Origin of the sequence: Alteromonas lipotrueae (genome assembly GCF_019249255.1) — a bacterium.
GTDB classification, from domain to species: domain Bacteria; phylum Pseudomonadota; class Gammaproteobacteria; order Enterobacterales; family Alteromonadaceae; genus Alteromonas; species Alteromonas lipotrueae.
In genome coordinates this window covers 321,778-336,989 of the sequence record NZ_JAESDJ010000002.1, presented here as the reverse complement: position 1 = coordinate 336,989, position 15,212 = coordinate 321,778, and the positions used below count along the sequence as shown (strand labels likewise).

The window sequence follows — 15,212 nt, the reverse complement described above, 5'->3', positions numbered from 1 at the left end:
CAGTTGGCGTTAAAACGCGATGACGTATTGAAGTTTTACCTGGTTGTCGTGGGCTTCGTTCCACGGCAACTGGATTGTTGCACTATCTGACTTCCACGACTCTCTAGAAGCCGCAACTGTCAGCGTGTGTTTGTCCTCCATGAGTGGAACTTCAAAATACACACTAGCCGTAGTACTTGTTGGGAGTTGAATCACTTCCGCAACGGGAATGGAAATTTCATGTTCAGGACGAATTTTGTGGCTTAACCCAACCCGGTAACTTCCTTTATCCCACCAACTCACCACCTCAAATTCATGGCTTTTAACCCGCTGAGCGAGTACCCCATAATCGAGTAAGCCTTTGTTATAGTGAACAATGGCTTCTACATTGAAGCGTTTAGTAAATTGCTGGTTTACCACCAACTGATACTGCTTTTGCTTACAGCCTTTAAATCTAATCTTATTTTTAGATAGCGCAATGGAAAAGGTATCATCAAAACTTACATATTCGCTCAACCATTGCTCAGCATCTTCGACCGCTGAGGCAGATGCAGACATCGATAACCATACACATTGAAGTGCGGTAAGCATCACAAGAAGCTGAGAAGATCGAAGCATTATTCGGTACCTAATGTGCAAAAGCAAAGTAGACCCCAATATAACCATGAAGCGAAAAGCGTGGGAATTAGCCATTATGCTAACTCCCCTCAAGTGTTTAAATTATAGACAAATTTATTTTTGGCTAATGGTAACTTTGGTAAGTGATGCCTTGCGATGCCCCGTCGCTTCTTCTGAAAACCAGTAATTGCCGTTGTCGTCAACACATACACCTTCTACTTGTTTATAGGCAGGTAACGGCCAAATGTTGATAGGAACAAACTGACTATTAACCTGCGCAATGAAAGTATCAAAGTTACCAAAGGGGTCAGATTTATAGCCTACGATGACGTATAGATTACGGGCAGCATCATAATCGGCTCCAGTAATAACACCTGGCAAACCTTCGATATGCGCAAACGCGGTTAGTGTCTGGGGCTCTGTAGATTCGTTAACTTCGTATACCTTTGCCACGCCAGTACGCCAGCTTTTCGAAAACAGTATTAACTTTCCATTGGCATACACCATGGCCTCTGAATCAAAATCATGAGCGTAAGGCATATTGCTACTTGGATTGTTGCCTTCATAGGCTACTGTCATTGTTACAAAATCGTTAAGGTCGTTTTTATTAACCTTATAAATGGTGAGACTCTCACGGCGGCCTTTGTTGTTGCCCACATCCGCAACATACCAATGGGTTGAACTTGCTGTAACGGCTTCCCAATCGATGTTGTCTAACGCCATTCTATCGGTTTTGACCACCTTGCCTTCATAAGATAGATGAAACAATTCCGGTTTGTTTCCAGAGTCGTTCAAACTAACGAGCGTTGACGCATTACAAAACAGCCCTGATGTTTCTTCCAATGCATCAGGAAGCACCGTTAGCTCACCTACTGAAATTTTTGTCTGAGCTTCTGGGTATGAAGCAGCACAACCAGTAAGTAACGAGAGTGAAAAAAACGTAGCAACTGCTACAGGTAAAAATGAGTGATTAAGCAACGTAGATAGTCCGTTGATAAGGCGCTCTTTGGCGCGTAATTAATGAAGCCTTAAAATACTATGCTTCCCCTTCCGCTACAACGTTGAATATAAGCGAATTGATCCCTCATAGGCTAAACTCTGTTTTAATCATATTGTGCTTATACGAAAGTCTCTGTCGGCATGAACATAAGTTGCTATATGATGGGGCCGCAAAACAGTATAAGTATAACTATATCCTTATAATTATATAAAGAAGGGAACACGCATTGTCAGATCCACTCATGTCTTTGGTTGCCGTTGGCTTATTGTCGATTAGCTGCCAATATCTCGCGTACAAAGTTCGTTTACCTGCCATCTTACCGCTTTTAATTGTAGGTATTGTGGTTGGCCCTGTATTTGGTGTGCTTGACGCAGACGCGCTTTTTGGCGACCTTTTGTTCCCGGTTGTATCGCTTTCCGTTGCTATTATTCTGTTCGAAGGTTCCCTTACCCTTAAGTTTGGTGATATTGCTGGTCATGGCAATATGGTTCGCAACCTATGTAGTGTGGGTGTATTAGTCACCTGGGTCATAGCCGCTGTTGCAGCGCATTACAGTCTAGACTTGTCGTGGCAACTCTCCTTTTTATTCGGTGCTATTGTGACGGTAACTGGCCCCACCGTGATAGTGCCCATGCTGCGAACTGTGCGGCCTAAATCTAACTTGGCAAGCATCCTACGATGGGAAGGCATTGTCATCGACCCCATTGGTGCCCTGCTGGCCGTACTCGTGTTTGAGTTTATCGTCGCCTCTCAAGGCAATGCTATTTCCCACACTTTTATCACCTTTGGAAAAACCATCGGAATTGGTTTCCTGCTTGGTTTTAGTTCAGGTTATTTGCTAGGGCTTTCTATCCGCAAAGATTGGATCCCGCATTACTTATTAAACACCGCGGTTTTAACCATTATTCTCGGCGTGTTTGCAGCGTCAAACTATGTTGCACATGAATCTGGACTATTGGCCGTTACCATTACCGGCATGGTATTAGCCAACATGAAGAACGTGGAAGTAGAAGACATTTTAGAGTTCAAAGAAACCTTGAGTGTGCTGCTCATCTCAGGCTTATTCATATTACTTGCTACCCGTCTTAGCCTTCAATCTATTGCGGATGTAGGTTGGGGAGCGCTTATTGTGCTTGGCGCAATCATGTTCATTGCTCGCCCATTATCGGTAGCAGCGTCCTCTATTGGCACAGGTCTTAAACTTAATGAGTTGGCCTTGCTGAGCTGGATTGCACCCCGCGGCATTGTGGCCGCAGCCGTATCTGCGTTGTTTTCTTTAAAGCTTGAAGAAATTGGCTACGAGGGTGCTGGCATTATCGTGCCCATGGTCTTTCTTGTGATTATTGCTACCGTCGTTGTTCAAAGCCTGACTTCTCGAAGTGTCGCCCAATTGCTGAAAGTAAGAGCCCCTGCCCCTACCGCTTACCTAGTGTTCGGTGGCAGTAAGTTTAACCGACTGCTTGCTGATGAAATGATTAAGCAAGAGCTGAGCGTTACCGTTGCAGATACCAACTGGGATGCCATTCGAGAAGCCCGAATGATGGATATTCCAGTGTATTTTGGTAACCCCATGTCAGATCACGCAGCTCGTCATCTCGATATCGCTAGCTTTGGTACGGTGTTAATTATGTCACCTTACAAACAACTTAATCCCCCCATTGCGTATCATTTCGAAAATACCATGGGCAAAGATAAGGTGTGGGCACTGACAAGCAACGAACAGTCTACCCGCCCAAGTCACCAAGTAAGTGAGCAATATGCAAAACGCCTCACCTTATTTGATGAAGGTGTGACTTATGGGTATTTGGCGTCAGCGATTGCTCGTAACGCCAGTATTAAAACCACACGGCTGTCTGATGAGTTCACATTCGCGCAATATAATGAAAAATATGGTGATAGAGCCACACCATTAATAGCCATAGATGTTGAAGGAAAAAGCTTCACATTCGTGAATGGGAACAGCATTCACCCTAAGGCAGGATGGCGAGTAATTAGTTTGATTTTACCTGAAGGTGAAGCAGTGTAAGAAGATGCTAGCGGGTTAAGATGGCACCCTGCCTAAGCAGGGTGCATCTCCCTGGAGAACGCGCAGTTCAGTGCTTCTTCATGAGAAGCATAATTGTTTATATTTTACCGTAACTACGCTGTCGGCGTTATAAAAGCAAAGAACAGACCACTTTGTTATTTCACAATATTTTCAATACCTTATGTATTTCTGCGTAAAATAACGGGCTGTTATAAAGGTGCAAAGAAAAACCTTGGTGCAATGTGCGCACAACTTTGGTGAGCTAAAATTAACCAATTGATATTTATAAGTAAGATTAACCTACATTACGTTTTATAACCGCTAGCGTTTTATCCAATGCACCACTGTTTTCCTCTAAAACTTTCCGGCCGGCTTTTCCAGCTTCCTCACGTTTCATCGGGGCGTTGATCCAAGCCTCACATTGCCGAGCAATTTCTTCTGCGTTAGTTATTTTTGTAAGCGCCCCACGCTCTGCCAAATACTCACAAATTACTGGGTTGTTATAGGTATGTGGCCCCATCATGATGGGAATAGAAAAGGCGGCAGGCTCTAACGCGTTATGCCCACCTCGATTTGTAATCGAGCCCCCTACAAATGCGAAACTAGCTACGCTATAAGCACTATTCAATTTCCCCATTTCATCAAGCAAAATAACTTTCGTCTCTGGAGATATAGCATCAATGTTACTTGTTCGAACGTATTCAAGCTCGTTTTGCTCTAATAGCTTAGCGACGGTATCAAACCGTTCAGGGTGACGAGGTACTAATAGCAAGCGAAGATTAACTGCGATTAACGATCCGAGTATCTTCAACGCATCAATCATGGCTTGCTCTTCAAGATCGTGGGTACTGCCAGCAACTAATATTGGGCCGTCTGTTAGTGAAAGGCCCATGAACCCTTTGCTTTGATGCGTTGTGGATGCAGCTTGGTCAAACTTAATATTATTAGTTTGGGTCATTCGTGTTTCAGGCATACCTAGTGCAAGGTAATTATCGTAATCACGCTGACCTTGAGTACATATATGAGAAAGTTTGTTTAACATGGGTTTAAACAGTTTACTTATCTTCATGTAGCGCTTAGCTGACCTATCCGTCATACGCGCATTAATCACCATTATCGGTATGTGGCGCTTCCAGCAAGCATGTACAAAATTAGGCCATAATTCGACTTCAGTAATAAGCACCGCTTTAGGTTTAATGCGCTTTATCATTGCAGCCATAGCCGTGTGCAAGTCATAGGGTAAGTAAAAATGGTGTACCGTATTACCAAAAATATCCCGCACCCTTGCCGAACCTGTGGGTGTAGTAGTGGTCACCGTAATCTGCGTATCTGGCTCAGCCTGAATGATGCGCTTTATTAAGCAAGATGCAGCCACCACTTCACCAACCGAAACACAGTGAAACAGATAACCGTTAGTTTTATGGGGCCTCGCAACAAAACCGAATCGCTCAAACCGACGTTGATTATATTCTTTATTTCTTGTCGCACCTCGGCGCATTAGTTGGATAAATGCGAAAGGGATAATGCAAAATAATACACAGGAGTAAAGCCAGCGACAGATATCTTCTAGTAATGTAGGTCTGTATTCGGCTTCTTTACCGCCTCTTATCATTAGTAATTCCTATTTTTATTCTTGGCTGCTCGACAGGCTCGTATCGCTGAAAATCAAATGCGTAACGCTCTGCTAGGTCGTCATCAAACTGACGCTATTATGTGGTTTACTCACCCATTATAACTCGTCTACATGTAAGTTTTATGTGCTCTACTGCAACCCAGCCAAACGTACTTTTAATCAGGCTTAGCGCTATTGGTGACATTGTAATGGCCTCAGGCCTTCCGTCCAGCATTAAAGCGGCTCTTCCAAATGCTCGAGTTACCTGGTTAGTTGAAAAGCCGTATGCAGGGCTAATACAACACCACCCTTTTGTTGATGACATTCTCGTGTGGCCCAAAAGCGAATGGAGAGAGTTTGGTAAAAAGCGCGCCTATTGGTCTTTGCTTAAATCGGTTTTGGCATTTCGCCGACAGCTTCACGAGAAAGGCTTTACCCTCGCCATTGATGCCCAAGGCTTACTTAAAAGTGCTTTTTTAGCCTATCTCAGTGGTGCAGGTGTCCGAATTGGTTTTAATAGTAAAGAGCAAAGCCAACGTTTCTTAACCGACACTATAGATAAACCAATATCAAACCAAATCAGTAGCGAGTATCGATATTTAGCAAAGCATATGGGAGCGCATTCTTACGAACTACATATTGAAATGGGGGAAGCTGCAACACAAAAGCTTCAGGGCACGCTAGGTGCACTGTCGGTAAATGGCGATTATATTGTACTTGCCCCTTTTACTACTCGCCCGCAAAAGCACTGGCCAATTAATCATTGGAAGCAACTTATCACGCTTATCCGTCAGCACAGTAATATGCCTATTGTCATTCTAGGCGGCCCTTCAGATAGCTGCGATGCTGAGTCATTAACCTTCATTGAAGGTGATGTTTATTCATTAGCGGGACACGTATCGTTAGCAGAATCAGCCGTGGCCGTTAAACAGTCTCAGGCCTTTATTGGCGTTGATACCGGCCTAACACACATGGCGGTTACTTTTCTTCGCCCTACAGTTGCGCTTTTTGGGTCTACCTGTCCGTATACATATACTGATAATGCCAACACTCATGTATTATATAAAAACCTAGTCTGTGCGCCATGTAAGCGTAAACCAACGTGCAATGGTACATTTGACTGTATGGCATTGATTCGCCCAGAAGAAGTTTTTACCATTGTGAAGGAATACTTGTGAGCTTAAAGATTTTGCATATAGAGTTGGGCAGAAACTTGTATGGCGGCGCTAAACAAGTTGTCTACTTGTTAGATTCATTGAACCATCATTTTGATTACGAAAACCACTTAATATGTCCAGAAGACAGTAAAATTGCATCGGTGCCTCTTGCGGGTTGCCAAACGCATACCATTGCCTATCGCGGAGAAACAGACTTATTTGCCGTAAAGCGCATGGTTAACATCGCCCGTAAAATTAACGCCGATGTCATCCATGTACATAGTCGCCGTGGAGCGGATGTTTTTGGCGCCATGGTAGCCAAGATAACAGGCATTCCCGCTATATGCACACGACGAGTAGATAACCCAGAATCACTGTTTGCCACTTATAAATACAGTCAGTTTGCTGCTGTAGCGAGTATTTCTGAGGGCGTGTTTAATGTGGTAAGTCATCACTGTGAAGCAGTCAAACACCAACCGGTTATTCACTCGTCAGTAGATTTTAGAGAGTTTTCGAAGCCTGGTGACAAAGCCTGGCTAAGTGAAACCTTCTCCATTCCTTCAGACCATACCGTTATTGCTAACTTTGCTCAGCTTATATCTCGTAAAGGCCAAGCTGATATTATTTTAGCCATGGAGAAAGTGGTTCAAAATAACCCTAAAGTGAGTTGCTTACTATTCGGCAAAGGGAATCTCAAAGAAAGCTACCAAGCGCTTATCGACCGACATTTGCTTACCGAACACGTAAAGCTGTGCGGCTTTACCGAGGAAGTTAGTAAAATTCTGCCCAGTGTTGATATAGTGGTTCACCCCGCTTATGCGGAGGGTTTAGGTGTTATTCTTCTTCAAGCCGGAGCGTGTAAGCGTGCAGTGGTATCTACGCCAGTAGGCGGTATTCCTGAAATTATTGAGCACGAAGAAACAGGGCTAATGGTAACGCCAGGGAATATCGATGAAATAGCCGACGCCTTAATTACGCTGGTGAATAACAAGCAAACCCGCGATACCTTGGGCAATCAGTTGTATCAACATGTAAAAGGGCATTTCAGTACTAACGAAATGGCTGCCAGTTATAGCGAGCTGTACTTGACCGTGACCCAGCCATCATAAGTATTGCATTGTTAAATTTTAAGCAATAAAAAAGCCGCTCAAGAGCGGCTTTTTCAATCGTAAGAAAAGTTAGCGATTAAACGCCAGCTTTTTCTACAACGCTAACCAATGTCCAATTTTTACTTTTAGACAATGGACGACATTCACTAATAGTGACTACGTCGCCTTGGTTACATACGTTTTCTTCATCGTGGGCGTGAAGTTTAGTAGAACGTTTGATGAACTTCCCGTAGATAGGGTGCTTTACAAAACGCTCAACAACAACAGTAATGGTTTTATCCATCTTGTTGCTAACCACACGACCTTGCACTGTACGAACTTTTTGTTCAGTCATTACGCATCAGCCTTTTGAGTCAGAATGGTTTTAACACGCGCGATGTTACGACGTACAGTTCTCAATTGGTCAGTCTTTTCAAGTTGACCAGTTGAGTGCTGCATGCGCAAGTTGAACTGTTCGCGTAGCAGGTTAATCAACTCTGCGTTCAGCTCTTCTACGCTTTTTTCTTTCAGTTCAGTCGCTTTCATTACATCACCGTCCGAGTTACAAAGGTTGTCTTAAATGGCAGTTTAGCCGCTGCCAATTCAAACGCTTCGCGTGCTAGAGACTCAGGAACACCTTCCATCTCATAAAGTACACGTCCAGGTTGAATTTGGCATACCCAGTACTCAACGTTACCTTTACCTTTACCTTGACGCACTTCAAGAGGCTTCTCAGTAATTGGCTTGTCAGGGAAAACTCGAATCCAAATTTTACCTTGACGCTTAACGTGACGAGTCATAGCACGACGCGCTGCTTCGATTTGGCGAGCGGTCATACGACCACGGCCAACTGCTTTCAGGCCATAAGTACCGAAGCTTACCTTGCTCCCCGCAATGGCAAGACCACGGTTACGACCTTTATGCATTTTACGAAATTTCGTACGCTTTGGTTGTAACATGATTTAGCCCTCACGCTTAGAGTTGCGGCCTTTCTTCTTAGGTTGAGCAGGCGGAGCTTGCTCTTGAGTTGTAGGCAAACCGCCCAGAACTTCACCTTTGAAGATCCATACCTTCACACCAATAATACCGTAGGTAGTTGCAGCTTCTGAAGTTGCGTAATCGATATCTGCACGGAAAGTGTGCAGAGGTACGCGACCTTCACGGTACCATTCAGAACGAGCAATTTCTGCTCCGCCCAAACGGCCGCTTACTTCAACTTTAATACCCTTAGCACCAAGACGCATTGCGTTTTGTACCGCGCGCTTCATAGCACGACGGAACATTACACGACGTTCTAGCTGGCTAGAGATACTGTCGGCAACCAGTTGTCCGTCAAGCTCAGGCTTGCGAACTTCTGCAATGTTAATCTGAGCTGGCACACCGGCTAGCTTAGAAACATAGGCGCGAAGCTTCTCTACATCTTCACCTTTTTTACCGATTACAACGCCTGGACGAGCAGTGTGAATAGTCACACGGATGCTCTTAGCAGGACGCTCGATCACGATTTTAGAAAGTGAAGCGCTTTTAAGCTGTTTAGTCAGATACTTACGTACCTGATGATCGTTATACAGGTTATCCGCATAGTCACCAGTATTAGCGTACCAGGTAGAAGTCCATGGTTTACTGATACCCAGGCGTATACCTGTAGGATGTACCTTCTGTCCCATTATCTACTCCTAGTTATCCGCTACAACCACAGTGATGTGACTGCTACGCTTAAAGATACGATCTGCACGGCCTTTGGCACGTGGCTTGATACGTTTCATAGTTGGACCTTCGTCAACGAAAACTTTGGCAACGACTAATTCGTCGATGTCAGCGCCTTCATTGTGTTCTGCATTTGCAATCGCAGATTCCAAAACTTTCTTAACCAGCGCTGCGCTTTTCTTCGGGCTGTACGTAAGTAGCTCAAGCGCTTTCTCAACGTGCATACCGCGAATTTGATCCGCTACCAAGCGTGCTTTTTGAGCAGACGAGCGGGCAAAACGGTGTTTAGCTAATGCTTCCATTTATCCTACCCCTTATCGTTTGCTTTTCTTATCCGCGACATGGCCGCGGTAAGTACGCGTTGGCGCAAATTCGCCCAACTTGTGGCCGACCATTTCATCGCTGATGATGACTGGAACGTGCTGGCGACCGTTATGGACCGCAATGGTCAACCCAATCATATCTGGGATGATCATAGAACGACGAGACCAAGTCTTAATTGGTTTACGTTCGTTCTTTTCCACTGCAGCCTCTACCTTCTTCAGCAAGTGAAGGTCAATAAATGGACCCTTCTTGAGAGAACGTGGCATGGTGAATCCTCGCTGTTACTTATTACGACGACGTACGATAAGTTTATCGGTACGCTTGTTACTTCGGGTTTTCTTACCTTTAGTAGGAACACCCCAAGGAGATACTGGATGACGACCACCCGACGTGCGTCCTTCACCACCACCGTGTGGGTGGTCTACTGGGTTCATGGCAACACCACGAACTGTAGGACGAACACCACGCCAGCGGGTTGCACCGGCTTTACCCAGTGAACGCAGCATGTGCTCTGCATTGCCTACTTCACCAATGGTGGCGCGGCAATCAGATAGTACTTTACGCATTTCGCCAGAACGTAGACGCAAGGTAACGTAGTTTCCGTCACGTGCTAGGATCTGAGCATAAGCACCGGCAGAACGTGCAATTTGTGCACCTTTACCAGGCTTCATTTCAATTGCGTGTACAACAGAACCTACTGGGATATTACGCATTGGCAATGTGTTACCAGACTTGATCGGAGCATCCGAACCAGACTGGATTGCATCACCCGCTTTCATACCCTTTGGAGCCAGAATGTAACGACGCTCACCATCTGCATACAATACTAGTGCAATGTTAGCAGAACGGTTAGGATCGTATTCTAAACGCTCAACAGCGGCTGGAATGCCGTCTTTGTTGCGTTTAAAGTCAATCAAACGGTAGTGTTGTTTATGACCACCACCAATATGACGAGTTGTAATACGACCATGGTTGTTACGACCGCCAGATTTGCTGTTCTTTTCAAGCAAAGGTGCGTAAGGCGCGCCTTTGTGAAGGTCAGGGTTAGTAACCTGAACAACGTGACGACGACCGGCAGAAGTTGGCTTAGCTTTCAATAATGGCATTTCTAATCCCCTTCTTACTCAGCGCCACCGACAAAGTCGATGTCCTGACCTTCTTTAAGAACCACGTAGGCCTTTTTCCAGTCACTGCGTTTACCGAAAGACTGACCGTGACGCTTGGTTTTACCCTTAACGTTTACAGTACGAACACCTTCAACCTCAACTTCAAACAGTTTTTCAACTGCAGCTTTGATTTCAGCTTTGTTCGAATCTTTCGCTACTTTAAATACAACCGTGTTGCTTGCTTCAGCAGCCATAGTAGACTTTTCTGAAACATGCGGTGCTAAAAGCACCTTCAGTAGACGTTCTTCTTTCATGCTAACGCCTCCTCAAGTTGTTTAACCGCATCAGCTGTAATTAGCACTTTTTCAAATGCAATCAAACTTACTGGGTCGATGCCTGCAACATCACGTACGTCAACTTTGTACAAGTTGCGTGCCGCTAGGAACAAGTTCTCATCAACATCAGCAGTAACGATAAGAACATCATTTAGTTCATAGTCGTTAAGCTTAGCAATAAGTTCTTTTGTCTTAGGTGCTTCCACACCAAACTTCTCTACCACAACCAAACGGTCTTGACGGATTAGTTCAGACAAGATGCTTTTGATAGCACCACGATACATTTTCTTGTTAACTTTTTGATCAAAGTCACGAGGCTTGGCTGCGAATGCACGACCACCACCAACCCAAATTGGGCTGCGGATAGTACCAGCACGAGCACGACCTGTGCCTTTTTGACGCCATGGCTTCTTACCACCACCACGTACTTCAGCGCGAGTCTTCTGCGCCTTTGTACCCTGACGAGCACCTGCACCGTAAGCTACAACGACTTGGTGTACCAAGGCTTCGTTGAATTCACGTCCAAAGGTCGCTTCGGATACTTCAAGAGCGCTTTGCGCATCTTTCAATGTTAATTCCATCAGTTCACTCCCCAGACGTTACGCTTTAACAGCTGGCTTAACGATTACATCGCCGCCAGTTGCGCCAGGTACGGCACCTTTAACAAGGATTAGGCTGTTTTCTACGTCTACACGTACCACTTCCAAAGATTGGGTAGTCACTTGCTTGTTACCAAGCTGACCAGCCATTTTCTTACCTTTGAAAACTTTACCAGGTGATTGGTTTTGGCCAATCGAACCAGGTGCACGGTGAGACAAAGAGTTACCGTGAGTCATACGCTGTGAACTAAAGTTCCAACGTTTGATCGCGCCAGCAAAACCTTTACCTTTTGATGTACCAGTGACATCAATCTTTTTAGTGTCGTTAAAGATTTCAACAGTGATTTCACTGCCTACTTCAATATCGCCACCTTCGTTATCTTCCAGGCGGAATTCTACTAGAGCACGACCTGCTTCAACACCAGCTTTAGCAAAATGACCTGCTTCAGCTTTGTTAACGCGGTTCGTTTTCTTGCTTCCAGTAGTAACCTGAAGAGCGCGATAACCGTCAAGTTCTTCAGTACGTAACTGAGTAACACGGTTTGGGGTCGCTTCAATAACAGTCACAGGGATAGACGTACCATCTTCAGTGAAGATGCGAGTCATACCCACTTTACGACCGACTAGACCAATCGCCATTGTTATTACCCTCTCTTGTTAGCCCAGGCTGATTTGAACATCAACACCGGCAGCCAAGTCCAAACGCATCAATGCGTCAACTGTTTTATCAGTTGGCTCAATGATGTCTACTAAACGCTTGTGAGTACGAATCTCATATTGATCACGTGCATCTTTATTTACGTGAGGAGATGTCAATACTGTATAGCGTTCTTTGCGAGTAGGCAGAGGAATAGGACCGCTGACCTGAGCACCAGTACGTTTCGCCGTTTCAACGATTTCAGCCGTAGACTGATCGATCAACTTGTGATCAAACGCTTTCAAACGAATACGAATTCTTTGATTTGGCATCGATTAAGCTCCAATCGAAAGAACAAAAAAATTCACCTTTTCTCTTCCACTTTATTCTGGAAAGAAAAGATGTGCGTAAACCGATGGTTCCCAATTGGAACCCTGTTCTTTTTCCTAACACGCCTGTAGCAGTCTTATCTTATCGATTTCGCTTGCTACGCTGGCAACCACCCTAAAAGCAGTGAGGTCGCGGTTAGAAACATTGCCCTATTTGGGCAGTGGGCGCGAATTATACAGAAGGCAGGATACATTGCAACCGCTAGATCGCTTTTTGTACACATTAATTGCAAATCTATGACTTAAGTACAGCTGCTTCTTTTTAACAGGTAATGTAAAGTTACGCTATTGTTGAGCTACCTTGAGGTAAGTAGTATTGCCGTTAAAGCGCTATACCTATAAGGTGGTAAAACGAATGCCACAATGTTTAATCAAATTTGGATATAGCAGCGTTACGCTGTGCTAAGAACACTATGGAAGTAGAAGACAGTCAGCATATTTTCACTCATGTTAAACGCATTCTGAATAACCACTCGTCTTTATTAGATGCTTACAGTTTGCTAGAGCCCATCATCCTTAACATGTTTGGTGCTACCCGTATGAGCATCTTTCAGCGCCGCCGACAACACCAAGACTTGGTCGCTCGCTTTAAAACGGGTAAAGAAACCCTAGAGATTAAGGTGCCTATTAGCCCCATGTCTATTGCGGGCTATGTCGCTATCTCACAACTGCCTTTACTCATAGCTGACCCTTATAACACTGCAGAGCTTAAAGCTATTCACCCGCGTTTACGGTTTGCTGATAAGTTTGATAAAGATAACGACTTTAAAACCACTAACATTTTATGTGTGCCTATTCTTAATGCCGGCGTGTTAATGGGCGTGATGCAAATTATCAATAAACAACACGGCAGTTTTGATGATAATGATTTAACCCGTGCAAATGATTTAGCATTAGTATTAGGGGCTAAATTTCGCTATGAACTTGGTGGTACAAACAATCCGTTTGATTCTCTACTCCATAAAGGCTTAATAAACGAACCTGCGTTAAAAGCACTGCTATCTACCTCTAATGACACCCGCACTATTGTACAGGGGTTGATGTCTGAGCATCGCGTACCTGAGCATGAAATTGGGCATTCACTTTCTATTCATTATCAGGTTCCCTTTATTGGCTATTTACCTGATAAATATCATCGTTATGAAGGTGAAAGTAAACTAAACCTCTCTTATCTTAAACGTAATCATGTTGCGGTTATTTCTGATGTGGAAGACAACCCTATTGTGTTAATGGCAGAGCCTAACAATGCCGCGCTGTTGATGGAAACAGAAAGCGCATTGGGTATTGAAAGCTATGAAATTGCGGTTGGCTTGCCTCATCAAATACTCCAGTATTTAGGTGAAGGTGGCGGCGGTAGCGCCCCAGGTGACATGAATGAAATTCTTGATGAAATTGGTTTATCAAGCGAGGAAAACGACGAACATGTCGATGAGCTTTCCGACGATGCGCCTGCGGTAGTACGTTTGGTTAGCCGTGTATTACACGATGCAAAACGCCTTGGCGCGTCTGATATTCATATCGATCCAGAGAAGAATGCCCCTACTCGTGTAAGAATGCGCGTTGACGGTGTATGCCGCGACATGAACAAGGTGCCTAACTCCCACCACAATGCGGTTATTGCCCGTATTAAAATTATGTCTAACCTAAACATTGCAGAGAAGCGTGTACCTCAAGACGGTAAACTTGCTTTCAAAATGAATGGGCAACTGGTAGAAGTACGTGTGGCGACTATCCCTACTGTCGCCGGCGAAGGCGTGGTAATGCGTTTGCTCGCGTCTGGTGGTGCCATGCCTATCGAGAAAATGAACTTAGCGCCTACCAATTTGAAGCGCTTAGAAGACATGATTAAAAAGCCACATGGCATCTTATTAGTGGTGGGCCCAACTGGTTCCGGTAAAACCACTACCTTGCATGCTATTTTGGGTTACCTAAACACCCCAGAAAAGAAAATATGGACAGCAGAAGACCCCGTAGAGATTACTCAACCCGGTTTACAACAGGTGCAGGTAAGCCCCAAAATAGGCTTCACTTTTGCTAACGCCCTACGGGCATTTTTGCGTGCCGACCCCGATATTATTCTTATTGGTGAGATGCGTGACAAAGAAACAGCTCATGCTGGCATTGAAGCTTCTCTTACTGGTCACTTGGTGTTATCTACCCTGCATACCAACTCTGCCCCAGAGACCATTACACGTCTATTGGATTTAGGGTTAGATCCTGTTAACTTCTCAGATGCCTGTGTAGGTATATTAGCCCAGCGTCTTATTCGAACCCTTTGTGGTAAGTGTAAGGAAGAGTATGTAGCCAGTGATACTGACATGGCCTTCATTAAACGGCAGTACGGCGCGCAGATGCTAGATGAATTAGCGTTGCCTTCTCCACTCAAACTCTACAGGGCAAAAGGCTGCGAAGAGTGTGGTAACACGGGCTACAAAGGCAGAACAGGGGTTCATGAGCTACTAGGAATGACACCTGAGCTACGCTCTTTGGTTTACAAAGAAGCCAGTGTTGCAGAAATGAAAAAACAAGCTACCCAAGATGGTATGCGAACCTTAGTACAAGATGCTATTTGTAAAGTTATTAAGGGCGACACCGATATTCCACAGGTACAAATCGTGGGCGGCGACTAACCATG

At 44.7% G+C, this 15,212-nt stretch carries 18 protein-coding genes; 4 read left to right on the top strand and 14 right to left on the bottom strand.

The features are described 5' to 3' along the window. Positions 1-9: 9 nt before the first annotated feature. Together KYS23_RS04900 and KYS23_RS04895 are read right to left on the bottom strand one after the other, a co-directional pair. Complete coding sequence (locus KYS23_RS04900; RefSeq protein ID WP_218418164.1) at positions 10-597, bottom strand: hypothetical protein; 588 nt, start codon at positions 595-597, stop codon at positions 10-12. Positions 598-711: 114 nt separating this feature from the next. Then, a complete protein-coding gene (locus KYS23_RS04895; RefSeq protein ID WP_218418163.1) occupies positions 712-1,575 on the bottom strand; it encodes a hypothetical protein in 864 nt (287 codons plus the stop codon). A gap of 248 nt (positions 1,576-1,823) precedes the next feature. Between KYS23_RS04895 and KYS23_RS04890 the strand changes: the two genes are divergently transcribed. Then, positions 1,824-3,623 (top strand): cation:proton antiporter, encoded by a 1,800-nt coding sequence (locus KYS23_RS04890; protein WP_218418162.1) that lies wholly within the window; start codon positions 1,824-1,826, stop codon positions 3,621-3,623. 295 nt (positions 3,624-3,918) lie between these two features. On the opposite strand, the gene KYS23_RS04885 is transcribed toward KYS23_RS04890, so the two are convergent. Continuing rightward, on the bottom strand, positions 3,919-5,235 hold the full coding sequence (locus KYS23_RS04885; RefSeq protein WP_218418161.1) for a 3-deoxy-D-manno-octulosonic acid transferase: 1,317 nt from the start codon (positions 5,233-5,235) through the stop codon (positions 3,919-3,921). 143 nt (positions 5,236-5,378) lie between these two features. On the opposite strand from KYS23_RS04885, the gene KYS23_RS04880 reads away from it, so the two are divergent. Together KYS23_RS04880 and KYS23_RS04875 are read left to right on the top strand one after the other, a co-directional pair. Beyond that, entirely contained in the window at positions 5,379-6,413 is a 1,035-nt protein-coding gene (locus tag KYS23_RS04880) for a glycosyltransferase family 9 protein (RefSeq protein WP_159528217.1), read from the top strand. Further along, positions 6,410-7,501 (top strand): glycosyltransferase family 4 protein, encoded by a 1,092-nt coding sequence (locus tag KYS23_RS04875; RefSeq protein ID WP_159528215.1) that lies wholly within the window; start codon positions 6,410-6,412, stop codon positions 7,499-7,501. The genes KYS23_RS04880 and KYS23_RS04875 overlap by 4 nt, the downstream gene beginning before the upstream one ends. A gap of 76 nt (positions 7,502-7,577) precedes the next feature. Here KYS23_RS04875 and rpsQ read toward each other — a convergent pair whose 3' ends face one another. The 11 genes from rpsQ to rpsJ are packed head-to-tail and all read right to left on the bottom strand — an operon-like array spanning position 7,578 to position 12,520. Further along, on the bottom strand, positions 7,578-7,835 hold the full coding sequence (gene rpsQ / locus KYS23_RS04870) for a 30S ribosomal protein S17 (protein ID WP_013785726.1): 258 nt from the start codon (positions 7,833-7,835) through the stop codon (positions 7,578-7,580). Beyond that, positions 7,835-8,026: a 50S ribosomal protein L29 gene (gene rpmC, locus KYS23_RS04865; protein ID WP_013785727.1), complete on the bottom strand. Its 192-nt coding sequence runs from the start codon at positions 8,024-8,026 to the stop codon at positions 7,835-7,837. The genes rpsQ and rpmC overlap by 1 nt, the downstream gene beginning before the upstream one ends. Further along, positions 8,026-8,439, bottom strand: a complete 414-nt coding sequence (gene rplP, locus KYS23_RS04860; RefSeq protein WP_013785728.1) for a 50S ribosomal protein L16 — start codon at positions 8,437-8,439, stop codon at positions 8,026-8,028. The genes rpmC and rplP overlap by 1 nt, the downstream gene beginning before the upstream one ends. A 3-nt stretch (positions 8,440-8,442) precedes the next feature. Then, the gene (gene rpsC, locus KYS23_RS04855) at positions 8,443-9,147 is read right to left on the bottom strand and encodes a 30S ribosomal protein S3 (protein WP_013785729.1); all 705 of its coding nucleotides are present in this window, start codon (positions 9,145-9,147) and stop codon (positions 8,443-8,445) included. Positions 9,148-9,156: 9 nt separating this feature from the next. Next, entirely contained in the window at positions 9,157-9,489 is a 333-nt protein-coding gene (gene rplV, locus KYS23_RS04850) for a 50S ribosomal protein L22 (protein ID WP_013785730.1), read from the bottom strand. 12 nt (positions 9,490-9,501) lie between these two features. Further along, positions 9,502-9,777, bottom strand: a complete 276-nt coding sequence (gene rpsS, locus KYS23_RS04845) for a 30S ribosomal protein S19 (RefSeq protein ID WP_013785731.1) — start codon at positions 9,775-9,777, stop codon at positions 9,502-9,504. Between the two features lie 15 nt (positions 9,778-9,792). Beyond that, complete coding sequence (gene rplB / locus KYS23_RS04840) at positions 9,793-10,617, bottom strand: 50S ribosomal protein L2 (protein WP_013785732.1); 825 nt, start codon at positions 10,615-10,617, stop codon at positions 9,793-9,795. 14 nt (positions 10,618-10,631) lie between these two features. Next, positions 10,632-10,931, bottom strand: coding sequence for a 50S ribosomal protein L23 (rplW, locus tag KYS23_RS04835; protein WP_013785733.1), 300 nt, complete (start codon positions 10,929-10,931; stop codon positions 10,632-10,634). Further along, a complete protein-coding gene (gene rplD / locus KYS23_RS04830; RefSeq protein ID WP_013785734.1) occupies positions 10,928-11,533 on the bottom strand; it encodes a 50S ribosomal protein L4 in 606 nt (201 codons plus the stop codon). The genes rplW and rplD overlap by 4 nt, the downstream gene beginning before the upstream one ends. An 18-nt stretch (positions 11,534-11,551) precedes the next feature. Further along, positions 11,552-12,190 carry a 50S ribosomal protein L3 gene (gene rplC, locus KYS23_RS04825; RefSeq protein ID WP_013785735.1) on the bottom strand — a complete coding sequence of 213 codons (639 nt, stop codon included), beginning with the start codon at positions 12,188-12,190 and terminating at the stop codon, positions 11,552-11,554. A gap of 18 nt (positions 12,191-12,208) precedes the next feature. Continuing rightward, positions 12,209-12,520 (bottom strand): 30S ribosomal protein S10, encoded by a 312-nt coding sequence (gene rpsJ, locus KYS23_RS04820; RefSeq protein WP_006012796.1) that lies wholly within the window; start codon positions 12,518-12,520, stop codon positions 12,209-12,211. A 470-nt stretch (positions 12,521-12,990) separates the two neighbouring features. On the opposite strand from rpsJ, the gene KYS23_RS04815 reads away from it, so the two are divergent. Continuing rightward, a complete protein-coding gene (locus KYS23_RS04815; RefSeq protein ID WP_218395670.1) occupies positions 12,991-15,207 on the top strand; it encodes a GspE/PulE family protein in 2,217 nt (738 codons plus the stop codon). Positions 15,208-15,212 lie beyond the last annotated feature (5 nt).

Bases quoted from the DNA above. Each gene is read 5' to 3' on its own strand.
- rpsS (WP_013785731.1), bottom strand. From the start codon at position 9,777: ATGCCACGTTCTCTCAAGAAGGGTCCATTTATTGACCTTCACTTGCTG.
- rpsC (WP_013785729.1), bottom strand. From the start codon at position 9,147: ATGGGACAGAAGGTACATCCTACAGGTATACGCCTGGGTATCAGTAAA.
- rplC (WP_013785735.1), bottom strand. From the start codon at position 12,190: ATGGCGATTGGTCTAGTCGGTCGTAAAGTGGGTATGACTCGCATCTTC.
- KYS23_RS04885 (WP_218418161.1), bottom strand. From the start codon at position 5,235: ATGATAAGAGGCGGTAAAGAAGCCGAATACAGACCTACATTACTAGAA.
- rplV (WP_013785730.1), bottom strand. From the start codon at position 9,489: ATGGAAGCATTAGCTAAACACCGTTTTGCCCGCTCGTCTGCTCAAAAA.
- rplB (WP_013785732.1), bottom strand. From the start codon at position 10,617: ATGCCATTATTGAAAGCTAAGCCAACTTCTGCCGGTCGTCGTCACGTT.
- KYS23_RS04880 (WP_159528217.1), top strand. From the start codon at position 5,379: ATGTGCTCTACTGCAACCCAGCCAAACGTACTTTTAATCAGGCTTAGC.
- rpmC (WP_013785727.1), bottom strand. From the start codon at position 8,026: ATGAAAGCGACTGAACTGAAAGAAAAAAGCGTAGAAGAGCTGAACGCA.
- rplD (WP_013785734.1), bottom strand. From the start codon at position 11,533: ATGGAATTAACATTGAAAGATGCGCAAAGCGCTCTTGAAGTATCCGAA.
- rplP (WP_013785728.1), bottom strand. From the start codon at position 8,439: ATGTTACAACCAAAGCGTACGAAATTTCGTAAAATGCATAAAGGTCGT.
- KYS23_RS04900 (WP_218418164.1), bottom strand. From the start codon at position 597: ATGCTTCGATCTTCTCAGCTTCTTGTGATGCTTACCGCACTTCAATGT.
- rplW (WP_013785733.1), bottom strand. From the start codon at position 10,931: ATGAAAGAAGAACGTCTACTGAAGGTGCTTTTAGCACCGCATGTTTCA.
- KYS23_RS04815 (WP_218395670.1), top strand. From the start codon at position 12,991: ATGGAAGTAGAAGACAGTCAGCATATTTTCACTCATGTTAAACGCATT.
- rpsQ (WP_013785726.1), bottom strand. From the start codon at position 7,835: ATGACTGAACAAAAAGTTCGTACAGTGCAAGGTCGTGTGGTTAGCAAC.
- rpsJ (WP_006012796.1), bottom strand. From the start codon at position 12,520: ATGCCAAATCAAAGAATTCGTATTCGTTTGAAAGCGTTTGATCACAAG.